Annotated in this window: 18 protein-coding genes; 12 read left to right on the top strand and 6 right to left on the bottom strand. The window is 63.5% G+C overall.

All coding sequences use genetic code 11. From position 1 onward, the window contains the following. Positions 1-153 precede the first annotated feature (153 nt). Positions 154-513 (bottom strand): hypothetical protein, encoded by a 360-nt coding sequence (locus tag AC0L30_RS35605; RefSeq protein ID WP_354170572.1) that lies wholly within the window; start codon positions 511-513, stop codon positions 154-156. Positions 514-600: 87 nt separating this feature from the next. Here AC0L30_RS35605 and AC0L30_RS35600 point away from each other — a divergent pair, with 87 nt between their 5' ends. The 4 genes from AC0L30_RS35600 to AC0L30_RS35585 are packed head-to-tail and all read left to right on the top strand — an operon-like array spanning position 601 to position 3,421. Continuing rightward, complete coding sequence (locus tag AC0L30_RS35600) at positions 601-1,581, top strand: ABC transporter substrate-binding protein (protein ID WP_354170570.1); 981 nt, start codon at positions 601-603, stop codon at positions 1,579-1,581. Position 1,582: 1 nt separating this feature from the next. Further along, positions 1,583-2,320 carry an ABC transporter permease gene (locus AC0L30_RS35595; protein ID WP_007601389.1) on the top strand — a complete coding sequence of 246 codons (738 nt, stop codon included), beginning with the start codon at positions 1,583-1,585 and terminating at the stop codon, positions 2,318-2,320. Further along, positions 2,310-3,020, top strand: coding sequence for an ABC transporter ATP-binding protein (locus AC0L30_RS35590; protein ID WP_007601388.1), 711 nt, complete (start codon positions 2,310-2,312; stop codon positions 3,018-3,020). Before AC0L30_RS35595 ends, AC0L30_RS35590 begins: the two co-directional genes overlap by 11 nt. A gap of 47 nt (positions 3,021-3,067) precedes the next feature. After that, complete coding sequence (locus tag AC0L30_RS35585) at positions 3,068-3,421, top strand: hypothetical protein (protein ID WP_007601387.1); 354 nt, start codon at positions 3,068-3,070, stop codon at positions 3,419-3,421. A 168-nt stretch (positions 3,422-3,589) separates the two neighbouring features. On the opposite strand, the gene AC0L30_RS35580 is transcribed toward AC0L30_RS35585, so the two are convergent. The 4 genes from AC0L30_RS35580 to AC0L30_RS35565 all read right to left on the bottom strand — a co-directional run bounded on the left by AC0L30_RS35580 (position 3,590) and on the right by AC0L30_RS35565 (position 5,531). Next, positions 3,590-3,799 (bottom strand): hypothetical protein, encoded by a 210-nt coding sequence (locus tag AC0L30_RS35580; RefSeq protein ID WP_007601386.1) that lies wholly within the window; start codon positions 3,797-3,799, stop codon positions 3,590-3,592. A 133-nt stretch (positions 3,800-3,932) separates the two neighbouring features. Further along, positions 3,933-4,838, bottom strand: a complete 906-nt coding sequence (locus AC0L30_RS35575) for a hypothetical protein (protein ID WP_473367355.1) — start codon at positions 4,836-4,838, stop codon at positions 3,933-3,935. 48 nt (positions 4,839-4,886) lie between these two features. Further along, positions 4,887-4,967 (bottom strand): pyrroloquinoline quinone precursor peptide PqqA, encoded by an 81-nt coding sequence (gene pqqA / locus AC0L30_RS35570; protein ID WP_035994375.1) that lies wholly within the window; start codon positions 4,965-4,967, stop codon positions 4,887-4,889. A gap of 171 nt (positions 4,968-5,138) precedes the next feature. Continuing rightward, on the bottom strand, positions 5,139-5,531 hold the full coding sequence (locus AC0L30_RS35565; RefSeq protein WP_007601381.1) for an EF-hand domain-containing protein: 393 nt from the start codon (positions 5,529-5,531) through the stop codon (positions 5,139-5,141). 344 nt (positions 5,532-5,875) lie between these two features. Between AC0L30_RS35565 and AC0L30_RS35560 the strand changes: the two genes are divergently transcribed. The 6 genes from AC0L30_RS35560 to AC0L30_RS35535 all read left to right on the top strand — a co-directional run bounded on the left by AC0L30_RS35560 (position 5,876) and on the right by AC0L30_RS35535 (position 11,627). Continuing rightward, complete coding sequence (locus AC0L30_RS35560) at positions 5,876-7,540, top strand: methanol/ethanol family PQQ-dependent dehydrogenase (RefSeq protein WP_473406292.1); 1,665 nt, start codon at positions 5,876-5,878, stop codon at positions 7,538-7,540. A 10-nt stretch (positions 7,541-7,550) separates the two neighbouring features. Next, positions 7,551-7,907, top strand: coding sequence for a c-type cytochrome (locus AC0L30_RS35555; RefSeq protein WP_473406291.1), 357 nt, complete (start codon positions 7,551-7,553; stop codon positions 7,905-7,907). Further along, positions 7,904-8,833 (top strand): substrate-binding periplasmic protein, encoded by a 930-nt coding sequence (locus AC0L30_RS35550; RefSeq protein WP_473406290.1) that lies wholly within the window; start codon positions 7,904-7,906, stop codon positions 8,831-8,833. The genes AC0L30_RS35555 and AC0L30_RS35550 overlap by 4 nt, the downstream gene beginning before the upstream one ends. Positions 8,834-8,960: 127 nt before the next feature. After that, a complete protein-coding gene (locus AC0L30_RS35545; protein WP_473406289.1) occupies positions 8,961-9,971 on the top strand; it encodes an FUSC family protein in 1,011 nt (336 codons plus the stop codon). A 110-nt stretch (positions 9,972-10,081) separates the two neighbouring features. Then, a complete protein-coding gene (locus AC0L30_RS35540) occupies positions 10,082-11,071 on the top strand; it encodes a Bug family tripartite tricarboxylate transporter substrate binding protein (RefSeq protein WP_007601374.1) in 990 nt (329 codons plus the stop codon). Positions 11,072-11,201: 130 nt separating this feature from the next. Next, the gene (locus tag AC0L30_RS35535; RefSeq protein ID WP_007601372.1) at positions 11,202-11,627 is read left to right on the top strand and encodes a hypothetical protein; all 426 of its coding nucleotides are present in this window, start codon (positions 11,202-11,204) and stop codon (positions 11,625-11,627) included. 59 nt (positions 11,628-11,686) lie between these two features. Here the strand turns inward: AC0L30_RS35535 and AC0L30_RS35530 are convergent, their stop codons facing one another. Next, positions 11,687-12,655: a helix-turn-helix domain-containing protein gene (locus AC0L30_RS35530; protein WP_007601369.1), complete on the bottom strand. Its 969-nt coding sequence runs from the start codon at positions 12,653-12,655 to the stop codon at positions 11,687-11,689. 513 nt (positions 12,656-13,168) lie between these two features. On the opposite strand from AC0L30_RS35530, the gene xoxF5 reads away from it, so the two are divergent. Together xoxF5 and AC0L30_RS35520 are read left to right on the top strand one after the other, a co-directional pair. Continuing rightward, the gene (xoxF5, locus tag AC0L30_RS35525) at positions 13,169-14,974 is read left to right on the top strand and encodes a lanthanide-dependent methanol dehydrogenase XoxF5 (RefSeq protein WP_007601367.1); all 1,806 of its coding nucleotides are present in this window, start codon (positions 13,169-13,171) and stop codon (positions 14,972-14,974) included. A 109-nt stretch (positions 14,975-15,083) separates the two neighbouring features. Continuing rightward, positions 15,084-15,572, top strand: coding sequence for a c-type cytochrome, methanol metabolism-related (locus AC0L30_RS35520; RefSeq protein WP_007601366.1), 489 nt, complete (start codon positions 15,084-15,086; stop codon positions 15,570-15,572). The last annotated feature ends 29 nt before the right edge of the window (positions 15,573-15,601 follow it).

Here is a 15,601-nt window from a genome sequence, read left to right as displayed (position 1 = left end):
GCATTGGCACCTGCTCCCTTCGGGAGCCAAGCCTCAATAAAACTCGGCTGCCCCGTCTGCTTCACCGCCATCGTCATCCTCCAAGGCTTTGCCTTAGAGAATCACAATTGACGGATTACGCAACAAGCCCACAAGGGGAGAAGGAAGAAAGTGTTAGAAACACCTCACCTCGGCTTCCGCCTGTGCTCGCCGCAAATCATTCACGGCCGAGTTCGCCTGCTCCGAGGTGCGGAACTGGACGCCAAGATTGCCGCGGACCTGGGACATGCTGAGCGCGGTTTCGGCGGTGACGTAGCGCTCATAGGACACGATCGAGGCCACCACGTCGATCGAGCAGGAACATTGTTCGATTGCCTGCCGGCTCTCGCCATTGGCCTTCATGCAGCCATAGACATACTCGGCACGCGCCGACGTCGGATAATCATTGGCCTCTTCAGCCTGTGCACCGAGCGCGGTCGCAGCCCACACCGCCAATGCGGCGACAATCGGTCGTAGCTGTCCGGCCAGATTCATGAGCGTCCTCCCGCTGGTTGCGACGGAAGCTATGCTATGCGTATTGTCCTGAAAAGCACCCTACCAGAGGAAACGGCTCACAAGGTGATGAGAGCATTTGGTCGATCATTGGCGCTCGCGACGACGCTGGCGCTGACACTAGCCGGGCCCGGCCGCGCCGCGGATACGATTCGCCTTGCGGTGCAGAAGACCGGAACATTCTCCTGGGAGCTGGCCGCGATCCGCGCCGGCGGCCTCGACAAGGAGGCCGACCTGTCGCTCGACGTCACCGAGCTTGCGAGCCCCGAGGCCGGCAAGATCGCCCTGCGCGCTGGCAATGCCGACATCATCCTGTCCGACTGGCTGTGGGTGTCGCGCGAGCGCACGCTCGGCGCCAAGCTCACCTTCTATCCCTATTCCAGCGCGCTCGGCGCGGTGATGGTGCCGGCCGCCTCGCCGATCAAGTCGCTGGCTGATTTGAAGGGCCGCAAGCTGGCGGTCGGCGGCGGTCCCATCGACAAGAGCTGGCAGCTGCTCCAGGCGCGCATGAAGCAGGACGGCATCGACCTGAAATCGGAGGCGACCATCGTCTATGGTGCTCCGCCTCTGATCGCCGCCAAGGCGCTCGACGGCGAGATGGATGCGAGCCTCAACTTCTGGAATTTCTGTGCACAGCTGGAGGCCAAGGGCTTTAGACGCCTCACCGGCATCGAGGACATATTGCCAAAACTCGGCGCCAAGGGCGCGGTCTCCGCAGTCGGCTATGTCTTCGACGAAAGCTGGGCGGCAGGTCATCGCGATGCGGTGGCGCGCTTCATCGCGATGACCCGCAAGGCCAAGCAGCTGCTGGTGACCTCGGATGCAGCCTGGGACAAGATCGCACCGCTCACCGGCACGAGCGATGCCACCCTGCTGAAGACCTATCGCGAGCGATATCGCGACGGCATTCCGCGCCGGAGCATCGATGACGAAGAACAGGACGCGCGCGTGCTCTATCGCGTGCTGGCCGAGACCGGCGGACGCGACCTCGTGGGCCCCGCTGCCGAGCTCGATCCCGGCACGTTCTATCACGCAGTTGCCGGAGACTGAGGTGCTGCGTCTTCTGTCGTTTGCCCTGTTGCTCGCGATCTGGTGGACAGCCGCCCTGTTCGTCGGCGCCGCAAAGCTGCCCTCTCCGTCCGCCGTGCTCGACGTCGTCATCGCGGAAGCATCGAGCGGCGCGCTGTTCCTGCATCTCGGCGCCACGCTCGCCCGCGTGAGCCTCGCCTTCGTGCTGGCGATGTCGCTCGGCAGCGCCATCGGCTATCTGATGGGACGGGTGAAGCTCGCCGACCGGCTCGGCGATCCCTGGCTGATCCTGCTCCTGAACCTGCCCGCGCTGGTCGTGATCGTGCTGGCCTATATCTGGGCCGGCCTCACCGAGGCCGCAGCGATCGCGGCGATCGCGATCAACAAGCTGCCGACCGCCATCGTCACCCTGCGCGAGGGCGCACGCGCGCTCGACCGCTCGCTCGACGAGATGGCGAGCGTGTTCGCGATGCCGCGCTGGCGCGCGTTCCGCCACGTCGTGCTGCCGCAACTGGCACCCTATATCGCAGCCTCAGCCCGCTCCGGATTGTCGCTGGTGTGGAAGATCGTGCTGGTCGCCGAACTCCTGGGCCGGCCGAACGGCGTCGGCTTCGAGATCGGCGTCGCTTTCCAGCTGTTCGACACGCCGCGGCTGCTGGCCTATTCGCTGACCTTCGCCGCCGTCGTGCTCGTGATCGAGACCGCGCTGGTGCAACCGTTCGAAGCCCGCGCAACACGATGGCGACCCCGTGCGGCTTGAGGTCGATATCACAGGCAAGAGCTTCAAGAGTGCCGCGGGCGGGACGCAGGAGGTGCTCGCGCCGGTCAGATTCGCGCTTCAATCCGGCGAGGTCGGCGTGCTGATCGGTCCCTCCGGCTGCGGCAAGAGCACGATGCTGCGCATCATCCTCGGGCTCGACCGCGATTTCGAGGGGCACGTCTCGCGCCCGCCGGAAGCGCGGATCGGCATGGTTTTCCAGGAGCCGCGGCTGCTGCCATGGCGCTCGGTCGAGCAGAATGTACGGCTTGCGGCACCCGATGTGACCGACGCCAAGCTCGCCGAGCTGTTCAGGATCCTGGAGCTGGACGCGCATCGCAGTCATTTTCCAGGCGAATTGTCACTGGGCCTCGCCCGGCGCGTCGCGCTCGCCCGCGCCTTTGCGGTGGAGCCTGACCTGCTCGTGCTCGACGAGCCCCTCGCCTCGCTCGACGACGCACTCGCCGGCCGTTTGCGCGACGAGATCGCGACGCTGGTGGCGCGCCGTCCGGTGATGACGTTGCTCGTCACCCACAGCCTGGATGATGCGATCCGGCTCGGCGACCGCCTGTTCTTGCTATCGCCGCGACCGGCGCGCATCGTGCGCGAGGTGCCGATTGCCATCCCGCGCGCGGAGCGCAGCGAGGCCGAGCTCGGCAAGATCAGGGCCGAGCTCGCCGCGTTGCAGCTTGAATCGAAATGAGAACTCATGGTCAATTGGATCAACGACATCTTCGCGGGAGGGTCATCATGCGGCGTACGCTGATTGCGATCGGCATCCTGTTGGTTGCGATGCCCGGCGCGGCGCTCGCGCAGGCCAAAGGCAAGGGTATCCGGCTCTGGAATCTGACGACGGAGACGATCTCCGGTTTCCAGCTCTCGCCGGCCGGGAAGACCGAGTGGGGGCCGAACCAGTGCTTGAACGACAAGGACAAGGAGGTCGATCACGACGAGCGGCTGCGCATCACCGGCGTCGAGCCCGGCCGCTACGATGCCAGGGTCAGCTATCCCAATGCACGGCAGTGCATCGTGCGCGACATCGAGATCAAGGCGGATGCGGTGTTCTCGATCGCCGACAAGGATCTGAAGGACTGCAGCAAATAACGCGGGCTGCGTTACGAGCGTTTCGCCTCATGGTGAGGAGCGCGGAACGCGCGTCTCGAACCATGCAGGCCCGTCTGTCACCTACGGCCATCCTTCGAGACGCCTGCTTCGCAAGCTCATCAGGATGAGGACCTAAGCCAGTCGCGACCGGGAAGGCGGCGCAGCTCTTCACGCCTTATCGTTCGGGTGCGGATATTCGCAGCGCCACCGCACCGCTTGCCACTTCGGATGGTCGCCAACCCATTGCGCGATATAGGGCGGCGCAGCCATCGCGCATTGCGTCGGCGACCCCGCATAGTTGAACACCAGATGCTGCTCCTCGCAGGTCGCAGGCGAGAGCAACGCACACACAGTCACCACCAGGTCGATCGGGTTCATGCCGGGATCCTCGCAGAGCCGATGAAGAATAGCACAAAAGGCTACGCTCCGAGGAGCCGGAAGTTTCAATCCGGCCACGCGAAATCGAGCGGAAATTGCCCCATCGCCTCTCCCCGCAACCGGGGCGCGAGCGCTAGAAATTAACTCCAAACACCAGCCTCGCCTGGTGGCGCTCGAAATTGACGAGGTCGAGATTGCCGCCCGATCCGGCCGGACGGCCCCAGGCCTGCATGCTCCAGCTCATGGTCAGGCGCGAGCGATCGGAAAGCTGGAAATAAGCAGTCGGACCGACAAAGAGGGCCTGTCCTGCGAACTCGCCGAGGCCGATGCCTTCGTACTGCCGGAAGTAGCGCACCTCGCCGCCGAGCAGCACATCGGGCCGCACGCGGACGAGGCCGGCGAAGGCCGCGCCGATGGTCGAACTCTTTTCGGACAGTCCCGCCATTTCGAAACGCGCCCATTCGGGTTGATAGATCAGGTTGAGCGCGCCGATGGCGAAGTTCGGGATCAGCTCGCGATCGAAGGCGAGCGTGAAATCGGTACCGTACATCCGCCCTTTTGCGCCGGAAGTCTCGTCGATGCGATCGCCATGGAGTTCGGCGGCGACAGTCAACCCGAATGGCGCGCGCTCGCGATCGAGCAGGCGATAGCGCAGGTCAAGCGAAGCGCCCTGGAAATTGAACTGGCGGCGGTCGCCGATATCGGGGACGCCGGTGATGTCGTGCAGCGTGGCGGTGCCGCCGACCTCGATGCGGAAGTTCGGCAGCGGCACGATCTCTATCTCGACCTCCTGCGACAGGGCGCGATAGGTCCCGCCGCCTTTGCCGAATCGTCCTGTCGTCTGGGTCTGGAATTCGCGCTCGCCGGGATTGCCGACATCGGTGCCGATCATGAAGCCGAAGATGTGCTCGGTATCAAAGCCCTCTTCGGCGCTGACGCATGCCGGCGCGAGCGCGACGGTGCAGGCGGCTATGGTCCAGAATGTAAGGGCTCTCGCGCGCATCCCCGACACTACCACGGCTTCGATGGTAGTTGCCATCGAAGCCGCGGCAGGTCGCAAGTCTTACTTGCAGTCTTACTTGTGGTCCTACTTGCGCAAAGCGCAGGCGTACATGTTGATTTCCATGCCGACCGACACTTCCACGATCTTCGGAGCTTTCCAGGCCATTCGGGGACTCCCAAGGGATTGAGCGCGACATCGCGCCGGCCAAAACCTAGGGCTGCGTCAGGCACAGCGCAAGTCGGGAATCGCGCCGTCGACACAGCGAACTGTCGCATCGCGCTTGCAAACTTCTCTCTCGGGCAACTCGCCTTCGCTCCCAGTCAAGCGGCGCGGCGCTCACTGCAACAAGCGCAGCAGCGCGCGGCCGGCGCGCGAGTTCAGCTCCTTGGCATCCAGCGTTCCATCCTTGTCGGGATTCGCCGCGTTGAAGCGCTGCTCCACCACGGAGAGATATTCGTCGAGCGTGAGAGTCCCGTCGCGATCGGGATCGGCGGCGGCGAGTTCTTTCGCCGTTAACCGTCCGCGCAACTCGCGGGCGTCAAGCGTGCCGTCATGATCGGGATCGAGCTTGGCGAACAACGCGGTCGCCGCCTTCTTCACCTCGGCAAGGTCGAGCGTGCCGTCATTGTCGGTATCGAACGTCTTGACCGCGTTGCCGGAGGCCGACCATGCCGGACCGGACATCAGTGCAATCGTGAGCGCAAGTGCAACAGAGCGACGCGATATCATGAAAACCTCCCAGACCAAGAGCTCCGATTCGAGCCGGATCGAAACGACATAAGTCCACAAGCGAGCCTCGGTTCAAGCCCCGAATTGCAGGCTACGCCCGTACAACTTGCGGAACCCGTCGGCCCGACCATTGCCGTGGCGCACGCGCCCTGCTCCATGCCGCGGAATTTCTTCAGCGCCTGCGCACAAGTGAGAGTTGCTTGTCAGCTCTCCGTCAGGTGACCGGCGTCCCGCGCCGCCCACCAGATCGGCGTCGCAACTACGACTTTCGTATTGACGCGTTTTGCATTCGGGCGGAGTGTTGCTGCCGCAGCGTCAATAGGCGCGCACATTGGGAGGAACGGATGAAACGCTTTGCGATGGCCGCGAGCCTCGTCATGCTTGCATCGACTTGTGCAAATGCACAAACCAGCGAGCAGCTGGTCAAGGGTGCGACCGATACATCGAACGTTCTCAATTACGGAATGGGCTACAATCTCCAGCGTTTCTCGACGCTGAACCAGATCAACAAGGACAGCGTCAAGAACCTTGTCCCGGTCTGGAACTACTCTTTCAACGATGATCGCAGCGAGGAATCGCAGCCGCTAGTGTACCAGGGCGTGATCTACGTGACGTCGCACAACGCGACGATGGCGGTCGACGCCAAGACCGGCAAGCAGATCTGGAAATCCAAGGTCGAGTATCCTGCCGAAACGCCGCGCATCGTCTGCTGCGGCATCATCAATCGCGGCGCCGCGCTCTATGACGGCAAGGTGTTCCGCACCACGCTCGACGCCAACGTGATCGCGCTCGACGCCAAGGACGGCAAGGAGCTGTGGCGGCAGAAGGCTGCCGATATCAAGGAAGGCTATTCGATGACGGTGGCGCCGCTGGTCGCCGACGGCGTCGTGATCACCGGTATCTCCGGCGCCGAGTTCGGCACCCGCGGCTTCATCGACGGCTGGGATCCGGCAACAGGCAAGCACCTGTGGCGCACCCATTCGATCCCCTCCCCCGATGAGCCCGGCAGCGACACCTGGAAGGGCGATACCTGGAAGCTCGGCGGTGGCTCGACCTGGATTACGGGCTCCTATGATCCCGAGCTGAACACGGTCTATTGGGGTATCGGCAATCCCGGACCGTTCAACTCGGCGGTGCGCCCGGGTGACAACCTCTACACCTGCTCCGTGCTGGCGATGGATCCCAAGACCGGCAAGATCAAGTGGCACTACCAGTTCTCGCCGAACAATCCGTTCGACTATGACAGCGTGGCCGAGATGGTCCTCGCCGACATGAACGTCGAGGGCAAGCCGACCAAGGTGCTGATGGATGCCAACCGCAACGGCTTCTTTTACGTGCTCGACCGCACCAACGGAAAGCTGCTCGCGGCCAATCCTTACGTGAAGGTCAACTGGGCGACGGGAATCGACATGAAGACCGGACGTCCCATCGAGACCGACGTCTCGAAGGACGCGCGTGAGGGCAAGAAGGTGACCGTCTACCCGTCGATCCTCGGCGGCAAGAACTGGGAGCCGATGTCGTTCAATCCGCAGACCGGCCTCGCCTATGCCAACACGCTCGCCTTCGGCGGCAGGTACAAGACCGAACCCGCCACTTTCAAGCAGGGTGAATGGTATCTCGGCATGGACCTCACCGATCTCTGGGAATGGGGTGACGGCCCGCGCGGTCATCTGAAGGCGATCGATCCCATGACCGGCAAGGCGAAGTGGGAAGCACCAAGCGACATCCCGCGCTTCTCCGGCGTGCTGTCGACCGCGGGCGGCGTCGTGTTCTCGGGCGCGCTGACCGGCGAGTTCGAGGCCTTCGATGCCGACACCGGCAAGAAGCTCTGGCAGTTCCAGACCGGCTCGGGCATCGAGGGACAACCGGTGACCTGGCAGCAGGACGGCGTGCAGTATGTCGCCGTGACGAGCGGCTATGGCGGCGTCTACTCGCTGTTCTCCGGCGACGAACGGCTGGCCAAAGTCCCGCCCGGCGGCTCGCTTTGGGTTTTTGCGGTCAAGCAATAACCACGGCACGATGCTGAGAAAGCTATCTCACAAGACGGTGGCGACCCTCGCCACCGTCGCGGTGCTGACGGTCGCGCTTGCGGCGACGGTTCGTGCCGCGGATGATTCAACCGGCAATCCCGTGCAGGCACAGATCGACCACGGCAAGTCGACCTATGCCGAGAAATGCTCGCACTGCCACGGCCCCAACATGATGAACCCCGGCACCATCACGCCGGACCTGCGCGCCTTCCCCGACGACAAGACGCGCTTCGTCACCACCGTGAAGAACGGCAAGAACAACAAGATGCCGCCCTGGGCCGACATTCTCAGCGACGAGGAGATCGGGAATCTCTGGGCCTTCATCTCGAGCCGGAGAAAACCATGAGGCGCTGGCTGGCCGCTTGGAGCATTGCCGCGATCCTCGCGGCGGCGGCCGCGGCTGCACGCGCGGCCGACGATCCGCTCGGGATTTGCCTCGACGAGGACCGGCCGCCGCTGTCGGTGCACCACAAGGGCAAGCCGGACTCTGGTTTCGACGTGCTGCTGGCGCAGGCGATCGCCGACCGGCTCGGACGACCGCTGACGATCCAGTGGTTCGAGAGCAAGCTGGACGAGGATTCGAGCCCGCAGCTCGAGGCCAATGCGCTGCTGTCCGACGGGCGCTGCTCGCTCGTCGGCGGCTATGCGCTGACGACGGACTCCCTCGTCAAGCCCGGCATGAAAACGGCGCGCTTGCCGGATTTTGCCGGCGCCACCCGCGACGACCGACGCCGCCGCGTCGCGCTCGGCGTGCTCGCGCCGAGCCAGCCCTATGTCTACTCGCCGATGACAGTCGTGCTCGGACCCAAGGCGCGGGGTCGCAAGATCGGCGACATCGGCGACCTCGCCGGCCTGCGCCTGGTCATCGAGAGCGGCTCGCTCGGCGATGCGATCCTCATGACCTTCGACAAGGGGCGCCTGATCGACGACATCACGCATCTCGTCCCCGGCCGCGATGATCTTCTCGGCGCACTTGCCCGTGGCGACTATGACGCGACGCTGATCGACCTCGGCCGCCTCGACGCCCATCGCGCCGCGCACCCCGATACGGCGATCACCGCGTCCGGCTACTACTATCCGATCGGGGCCAATCGCGGCTATGTCGGGCTGGCCAGCGATCCCGCGCTGATCGACGCCGTCAACAAGGCGCTGAGCGGGCTTGCCGCCGAGGGCAAGATCGCCGAATTCGGCAGGCAGGCGGGGCTGAGCTATCTGCCGCCGCAGGAGCCTGCAATCCTCGGCGACGTCTGGATGAAGATCATTCAGCGGTGACCGGAGCGTCCGGCTCCCGGAATGACGGATAAAGTGGTCGGCGATGGGCCCACTACAACCATCGCTGGCTCGGCGACATTCTGCACCCTATGATACCGCCGTTTTCATTCGGCAATCTGGTGGCATCGTGAATCCTTCCGCAGCAGGCCTGCGCGATCTGCTCTCGCGCGAAATCAAGACCGGCGAGCTGGTGCGGGCGCTGATCGTCGTCGGCCCGATGGTCGCCGCCTATTTCGTCGCGCGCGAGACGGCGCTGCTGAATCTCGGGTTGGTCGCGGTCTCGCTGCTCATTCCGGCGCTACGGCTGCACCTGCCGCCGAAGGTTATCGTATGTTACTACATTGCCATCCTCCTCACTTTTGCCGCGCTCTTCCTTGCCGCCCCGATCAAGCCGCTATTCGCAGTGCTGACGGCGCTCGCCGGATTCCTTGCGGTCGCGGTGACACGCCATGGCGAACATTTCCGCACGCTCGGGAATTGGGTGTTCATCCCCGCCGTGTATCTCGCCTGCGAGGTGCGGGAGGGCGTGAGCGCCTCGGAAGCCCTGCGCCATGCCGGCATGATCATCGTGTCCTCTCCGATCGCGCTGGCTCTGGTCTGCGCCATCCGGATTTACGACCAGCGACGGTGCGGCGATGCCGCGACCTCGTTCGGAGCGCCCGCGGCCGAGTGGTTTGTGCCCGCGGCGGCAACCGCCCTTGCAGTGTTCGCTGCGGCGGCGCTGGTCGAGATCCTCGAGCTCGCGCAGGGCCAATGGGTGATGTGGTCGGCCGCAAGCGTCGTGGTCGGCGATCTCGCCGCTTCGACCGGCAAGCTGAAGCAGCGGGCGATTGGCGCCGTCGCCGGCGTGCCGCTCGGTTTCCTCGCCGGCATGGTGCTGCCGCAAAGCCGCGTCGGCTATGCGCTCGCGGTTCTCGCGGCCACCCTCACGCTGATCGCGTTCTCCCGCTACATCGTCGGCTTCGGCCTGCGCTGCTTCTTCATCGCGCTGGCCGCTTCCTTCGCCGGCAGCGCCAGCGGCATCGCGGAGGAGCGCATCGTCAACGTGCTGATCGGCGGCACCTTCGGCTTGCTTGCGGTAGCCCTGACTGAAATCGTCTGGCTGCGTGTCATGCGAAAAGTGCGATTGTCCGGATGACGCCCGAATAGGCACAGCGCGGCCCGTCGAATGCGCCAATCTGTCTCGCCAGCCACCCATGGCAGAGGCGACCCGATGCAGTACCGTCGGCGACAACCCGGGAGAGAATCATGTCCGCAAAACTCGATCGCCGCCACTTCATCGCCGCCGGCACCACCACACTCGTGATGCCTTTCGTCTCGCGCGGCGCCTCGGCGCAGGCTGCGTGGCCATCGCGGCAGATCCGCATGATTTGCAGCTATCCCGCCGGCGGACAGACCGATCTGCTCGCGCGCGCCTATGGTGAATTCATTGCCAAGCAGGTTGGAAAGACCGTCGTCGTCGAGAACAAGCCCGGTGCCGCGGGCGCGATCGGGACGGCGGAGGTCGCCCGCGCGGAGCCCGACGGCCACACCATCCTGTGCTCGATCTCGACCACCTACATCATGAACCGGGTGGTGATGAAGACTCCCGGCTACGACATGGACAAGGATTTGACGCTCGTCAGCGTCATTCCGGGCGCCGGCCTGTTGCTGGTGGCGAACCCGAAAACCGGCGTCAAGACGTTGGAGGATTTCGTCGCCTTCGCGCGCAAAAGCGGCAAGGTCAACTTCGGCACCTATAGTGCGGGCTCGGCTCCGCATATGACGGTCCACGAGCTCAACAAACAGTATGGCCTTGCCATCGAGCCGATCCACTATCGCGGCGAAGCCCCGATGTGGACGGGCATGCTGGAAGGTACGCTCGATGTGGCCATGGGCAGCTACACGGCAGCGCAGTCGGTTTTGCAGAGCGACCGTGGCACCGTGTTCGCGGTGCATTCGAAGAAGGTCGACGCCATCCCCGATATCAAGACCCTCCCCGAGCAGGGCGCGACGTCGAAATTCTTCACCGTTAGCGGCTTCTCCGGCTGGGCCGTGCCGAAGGCTACACCGCAACCGGTCGTCGACCGCTTGGCGGAGCTTTGCGTCGCTGCCAACAACGACCCGAAGGTGAAGGAGGTTCTCAACACGTTCGTGCTCGAACCCGCGATCGGCTTCAAGGACACCAACGCCCTATATCAGCGCGAGCTGCCGATCTGGATCGAGAGCGCGCGGTCGCTCGGCCTCGAGCCCTCCTGAACCGGGAGACAAGACGCCCTTCGCGGCGCAACATCCGACCAAAGCCTAGTGCCGGAAACGTATTTTCCCGCTATGATTGTGCGACGCTGCTGGGAAGGTCTCACCGGCGCGGACGAGAAAGGCCGATCCCATGACACCGGATGGCGTTGCCGTAGCCGTCATGATCATCCTGCTGTTTCCGATGGGCTATTTCACGCTGGCGTCTCCGGCCTTCCTACTGGTGAAGCTGGATATCCAGCCCGTCGCCCAGCTTTTGCGCGGAATGTTCAATGCCCATTTTCTGGTGATGCGCGTTGCCGGAATTATCGGAGCAGTAGCTTTCCTGCTCGACGGTCGTCTGGTCGCAGCGATGGGCGTCGGCCTCCTTGCAGCCTTGGCGATCTACGGACGCCGCGGGTTCATGCAGCGGATGGACGAGCAGCTCAGCGCCACGGACGCCGGCGATGCCGAGGCCCCGCGTCGGCTGCGCCGGCTGCATTGGAGCGGGATGCTGGGCAACGCGGTGCTGCTCGCCGCTCTCCTGATAAGCATTCCCTACATCGCGATATCGGCGTGAGAGACATCGCGGGCGCGTGAGGGGCAACCGCTGTCGTCGACGCCGAACCTGGCGTTTGCCTAGTGCTCGTCCGCCGCAACCGCGCCCTGTTGCGCCTTGTGGATCGAGGACGGCACCACGCCGAAATATTTCCGGAACACCCGGCTGAAATGCGATGAGCTGGAGAAGCCCCAGGAGAATGCGACGTCGGTGATGGTCTTGCCGGCGTGGGCCTCGAGCTCCTGGCGGCAATTCTGAAGACGCGCCTGCCAGATGTAGTCGCTCACCGTGGTGCCGCGCTCCGAGAACAGCATGTGCAGATAACGCTTGGAGCAGCCGAGCTCGCCTGAAATCTGGTCGATGCACAGATCCGGATCGCGCAAATGCTCGCGGATGAAGAACTGCGCGCGCACATAGGTCGCTTCGGGCCCGACGCGATCGAGCATCGTGTCGGCCTCGCGCAGCGGCAGCAGCAAGAGGTCGATCAGCGAATCGGCGACGCCGACCGCACTGTTCGCCGACAGCTTCGCCGCCTCGTCGAAGGTCGCATGGACGAAATCATGGGCGATCCGCCCCGTCCCGGTGCGTGAGGTCAATTTGCAGGCGGGCATTCGCTGCGACGGGAATCCGCGGTCGCGCAGCAGCGCCTTCGGCACGATCACCACGTCGTGGCGCGTGAAAGCGGGGCTGATGATCGAATGCGGACAGGAGACGTCATAGGCGATGATGTCGCCCGGGTTCAGCTCGATGTGGCGGCCTTCCTGCTCGAAATAGGACACACCGTAAGTCTGGAAGTGGATCTTGATATACGGGTGTTCATTGGCCTTGGCGCGCGCCAGCGTGTGCGCAATCCGATGCTGGCTGACCTCGATCTGGCAGAGCTTCAGGCGCGAGACGCTGGTGTAGTCGATGCGGCCTTCGAGCGAAGACGCTTCGAGCGGATCGACGTCGAAATGCCCGCACAGGCTCGTCAGCCCGTCGATCCAGCTTTGGATCTGACGTTTCGGCGTCATTCCCGTCGTCGAGAGCGTGTGAATCGTGTCGGACATTAATCCAGCCACTGGTTTGATCCGGAGATTTGACGCGAATCGCGAGCCGCGCTGCCGGAGCCCTGAACCGTGATTGCGTGACGTTTACCTCGATTTTGAGCGATCTTCCAGAACGAGCGCCGTCGTTCCAATGCCACCCTTGTAAGTTAATCCTCCGCCTTAGTTGCAGCGCCGTCAAGGGGAACCTAAGCGTGGGAGACGGTCCCAAAGCGCTGCGGAAGCCGCTGAATTCGCTACTGCAAAATCAAAATCTTCGCGGCCGTGCGCTGTCAAGCAAACCAGCTTCTCTCTTGGGCAAGTTTCCCGATAACGAAGTCGTTAGGGATTGCATCAGGAACAACAAGAACGGGCCGCTCCGCACGTGGACCCGTGGCTCTCATCAGGAGGAGGAAACACCACAGCATCGTTTCTGGTCCCAATCGTGACCGCCCTGCACGAGCAGACGCCGGACGAAAAGCCCGGCGATTAAGCAATGCTTCGGAAACAATAAACGAGACCAATGGAGGAATGACTATGCGCAAGGTACTACTCGCGGCCTATCTTGGCTCCGCGGCGGCCCTCGCCGTCGGCAGCGCGTCGGCCAACGACGAAGTGCTCAAGATGTCGCAGAACCCGAAAGACTGGGTGATGCCGACGGGGGACTACGCCAACACCCGCTATTCCAAGCTGAACCAGATCAACGCACAAAACGTAGGCAAGCTCCAGGTCGCCTGGACCTTCTCGACCGGCGTGCTGCGCGGCCACGAAGGCGGCCCGCTGATCATCGGCAACATGATGTACGTCCACACGCCGTTCCCGAACAAGGTCTACGCTATTGACCTTTCCAACGAGAACAAGATCGTCTGGAAGTACGAGCCGAAGCAGGATCCGAATGTGATCCCGGTGATGTGCTGCGACACGGTCAACCGCGGCTTGGCCTATGGCGACGGCAAGATCTTCCTGCATCAGGCCGACACCACGCTCGTCGCGCTCGATGCCAAGAGCGGTCAGGTGGCATGGACCGCGAAGAACGGCGACGCCAGCAAGGGCGAGACCGGTACTTCGGCCCCCATGGTCGTCAAGGACAAGGTGCTGATCGGCATCTCCGGCGGCGAGTTCGGTGTTCAAGCCCATATGACCGCCTACGACATCAAGACGGGCAAGCTGGCTTGGCGCGGCTACTCCGAAGGACCGGATGATCAAATCCTGGTCGATGCAGAGAAGACCACCGCGCTCGGCAAGCCGATTGGCAAGGACTCCAGCCTCAAGACCTGGCAAGGCGATCAGTGGAAGATCGGCGGCGGCGCCACCTGGGGCTGGATCTCCTACGATCCCGAGCTGAACCTCGTCTACTACGGATCGGGCAATCCCTCGACCTGGAATCCGAAGCAGCGTCCCGGCGACAACAAATGGTCGATGACGATCTGGGCTCGCAACCCTGACACCGGCCAAGCCAAGTGGGTTTATCAGATGACGCCCCACGACGAGTGGGATTATGACGGCGTCAACGAGATGATCCTCTCGGACCAGGCCATCAACGGCCAGCCGCGCAAGCTGCTGACGCACTTCGATCGTAACGGCCTCGGCTACACGCTCGATCGTGCCACCGGTGAGCTCCTGGTCGCCGAAAAGTACGATCCGAAGGTGAACTGGACCTCCGGCGTCGATATGGACAAGAACTCGGCCACCTACGGCCGCCCGAAGGTGCTCGACACCGCTTCGACCGACAAGGCGGGCGAGGACCACAACGTGAAGGGCATCTGCCCGGCCGCGCTCGGCACCAAGGACGAGCAGCCGGCGGCCTACTCGCCGGACACGCAGCTGTTCTACGTTCCGACCAACCACGTCTGCATGGACTACGAACCGTTCAAGGTGAGCTACACTGCGGGCCAGCCCTATGTGGGCGCGACGCTCTCGATGTATCCGCCGCAGGGTGAAACCCACATGGGTAACTTCATCGCCTGGGACGGCAAGACCGGCAAGATCGTCTGGTCGAACAAGGAGCAGTTCTCGGTCTGGTCGGGCGCGCTCGCAACCGCAGGCAACGTGGTGTTCTACGGAACGCTCGAAGGCTACCTGAAGGCAGTCGACGCCAAGACCGGCAAGGAGCTCTACAAGTTCAAGACTCCCTCCGGCATCATCGGCAACGTCACCACCTATGAGAACGGCGGCAAGCAGTATGTCGCAGTGCTCTCGGGCGTGGGCGGCTGGGCCGGTATCGGTCTGGCGGCAGGCCTGACCGATCCGACCGCCGGTCTCGGCGCAGTCGGTGGCTACGCGGCGCTCAGCAACTACACGGCACTCGGCGGAACGCTGACCGTGTTCTCGCTGCCCAACTAGGCCTCTCAGCATCGCTCCGGCGCGTGGATCAACTCCACGCGCCGGCTCGTCTCACCGAATGCCTTCCGAGGAAAATCTCTTGCGTAAAATCTGCTCTGCCATTGCTGCGATGTTCTTGGTCGCGTCCGGGGGAATTGCCGTCGCGGACGGCTCAGGCGATCCGACTGCCGTCAAGCAGAACGAAACCGGCGAATGGTCCGACAAGGAAGGCAATCCAACCTATAAGATCACCGACGGATCCGTCGACTGGTACACCTATTCCGGATACCGCCGCTATCACTCGGACTGCCATGTGTGTCACGGCCCGGATGGCATGGGCTCGACCTACGCCCCGGCGCTGAAGGATTCGCTGAAGACGATGAGCTATGCCGACTTTCTCGGCGTCGTCGCCTCCGGCCGCAAGAACATCTCGACTGCCGCAGAGAACGTGATGCCGGCTTTCGGCGATAACCCGAACGTCGCCTGCTACATGGACGATCTCTACGTCTATCTGCGCGCCCGATCCAACGAGGCCTGGGGCCGCACAAGACCCGGCAAGCACGAGGACAAGAACGACGCCTATACCAAGAACGAAGATTCGTGCATGGGCAAGAAGTGAACGAGCGGAGCCCGACCAGGACCTGGTTC

Source organism: Bradyrhizobium sp. MI1.11 (assembly GCF_055811255.1).
The sequence above is the reverse complement of the archived record's forward strand: the minus strand, read 5'-3'. Positions and strand labels throughout refer to the sequence as shown.

Bases quoted from the DNA above. Each gene is read 5' to 3' on its own strand.
- AC0L30_RS35520 (WP_007601366.1), top strand. From the start codon at position 15,084: ATGTTCTTGGTCGCGTCCGGGGGAATTGCCGTCGCGGACGGCTCAGGC.
- AC0L30_RS35555 (WP_473406291.1), top strand. From the start codon at position 7,551: ATGCTGAGAAAGCTATCTCACAAGACGGTGGCGACCCTCGCCACCGTC.
- pqqA (WP_035994375.1), bottom strand. From the start codon at position 4,967: ATGGCCTGGAAAGCTCCGAAGATCGTGGAAGTGTCGGTCGGCATGGAA.
- xoxF5 (WP_007601367.1), top strand. From the start codon at position 13,169: ATGCGCAAGGTACTACTCGCGGCCTATCTTGGCTCCGCGGCGGCCCTC.
- AC0L30_RS35565 (WP_007601381.1), bottom strand. From the start codon at position 5,531: ATGATATCGCGTCGCTCTGTTGCACTTGCGCTCACGATTGCACTGATG.
- AC0L30_RS35530 (WP_007601369.1), bottom strand. From the start codon at position 12,655: ATGTCCGACACGATTCACACGCTCTCGACGACGGGAATGACGCCGAAA.
- AC0L30_RS35535 (WP_007601372.1), top strand. From the start codon at position 11,202: ATGACACCGGATGGCGTTGCCGTAGCCGTCATGATCATCCTGCTGTTT.
- AC0L30_RS35575 (WP_473367355.1), bottom strand. From the start codon at position 4,838: ATGGCAACTACCATCGAAGCCGTGGTAGTGTCGGGGATGCGCGCGAGA.
- AC0L30_RS35550 (WP_473406290.1), top strand. From the start codon at position 7,904: ATGAGGCGCTGGCTGGCCGCTTGGAGCATTGCCGCGATCCTCGCGGCG.
- AC0L30_RS35600 (WP_354170570.1), top strand. From the start codon at position 601: ATGAGAGCATTTGGTCGATCATTGGCGCTCGCGACGACGCTGGCGCTG.
- AC0L30_RS35560 (WP_473406292.1), top strand. From the start codon at position 5,876: ATGAAACGCTTTGCGATGGCCGCGAGCCTCGTCATGCTTGCATCGACT.
- AC0L30_RS35540 (WP_007601374.1), top strand. From the start codon at position 10,082: ATGTCCGCAAAACTCGATCGCCGCCACTTCATCGCCGCCGGCACCACC.
- AC0L30_RS35605 (WP_354170572.1), bottom strand. From the start codon at position 513: ATGAATCTGGCCGGACAGCTACGACCGATTGTCGCCGCATTGGCGGTG.
- AC0L30_RS35580 (WP_007601386.1), bottom strand. From the start codon at position 3,799: ATGAACCCGATCGACCTGGTGGTGACTGTGTGTGCGTTGCTCTCGCCT.
- AC0L30_RS35585 (WP_007601387.1), top strand. From the start codon at position 3,068: ATGCGGCGTACGCTGATTGCGATCGGCATCCTGTTGGTTGCGATGCCC.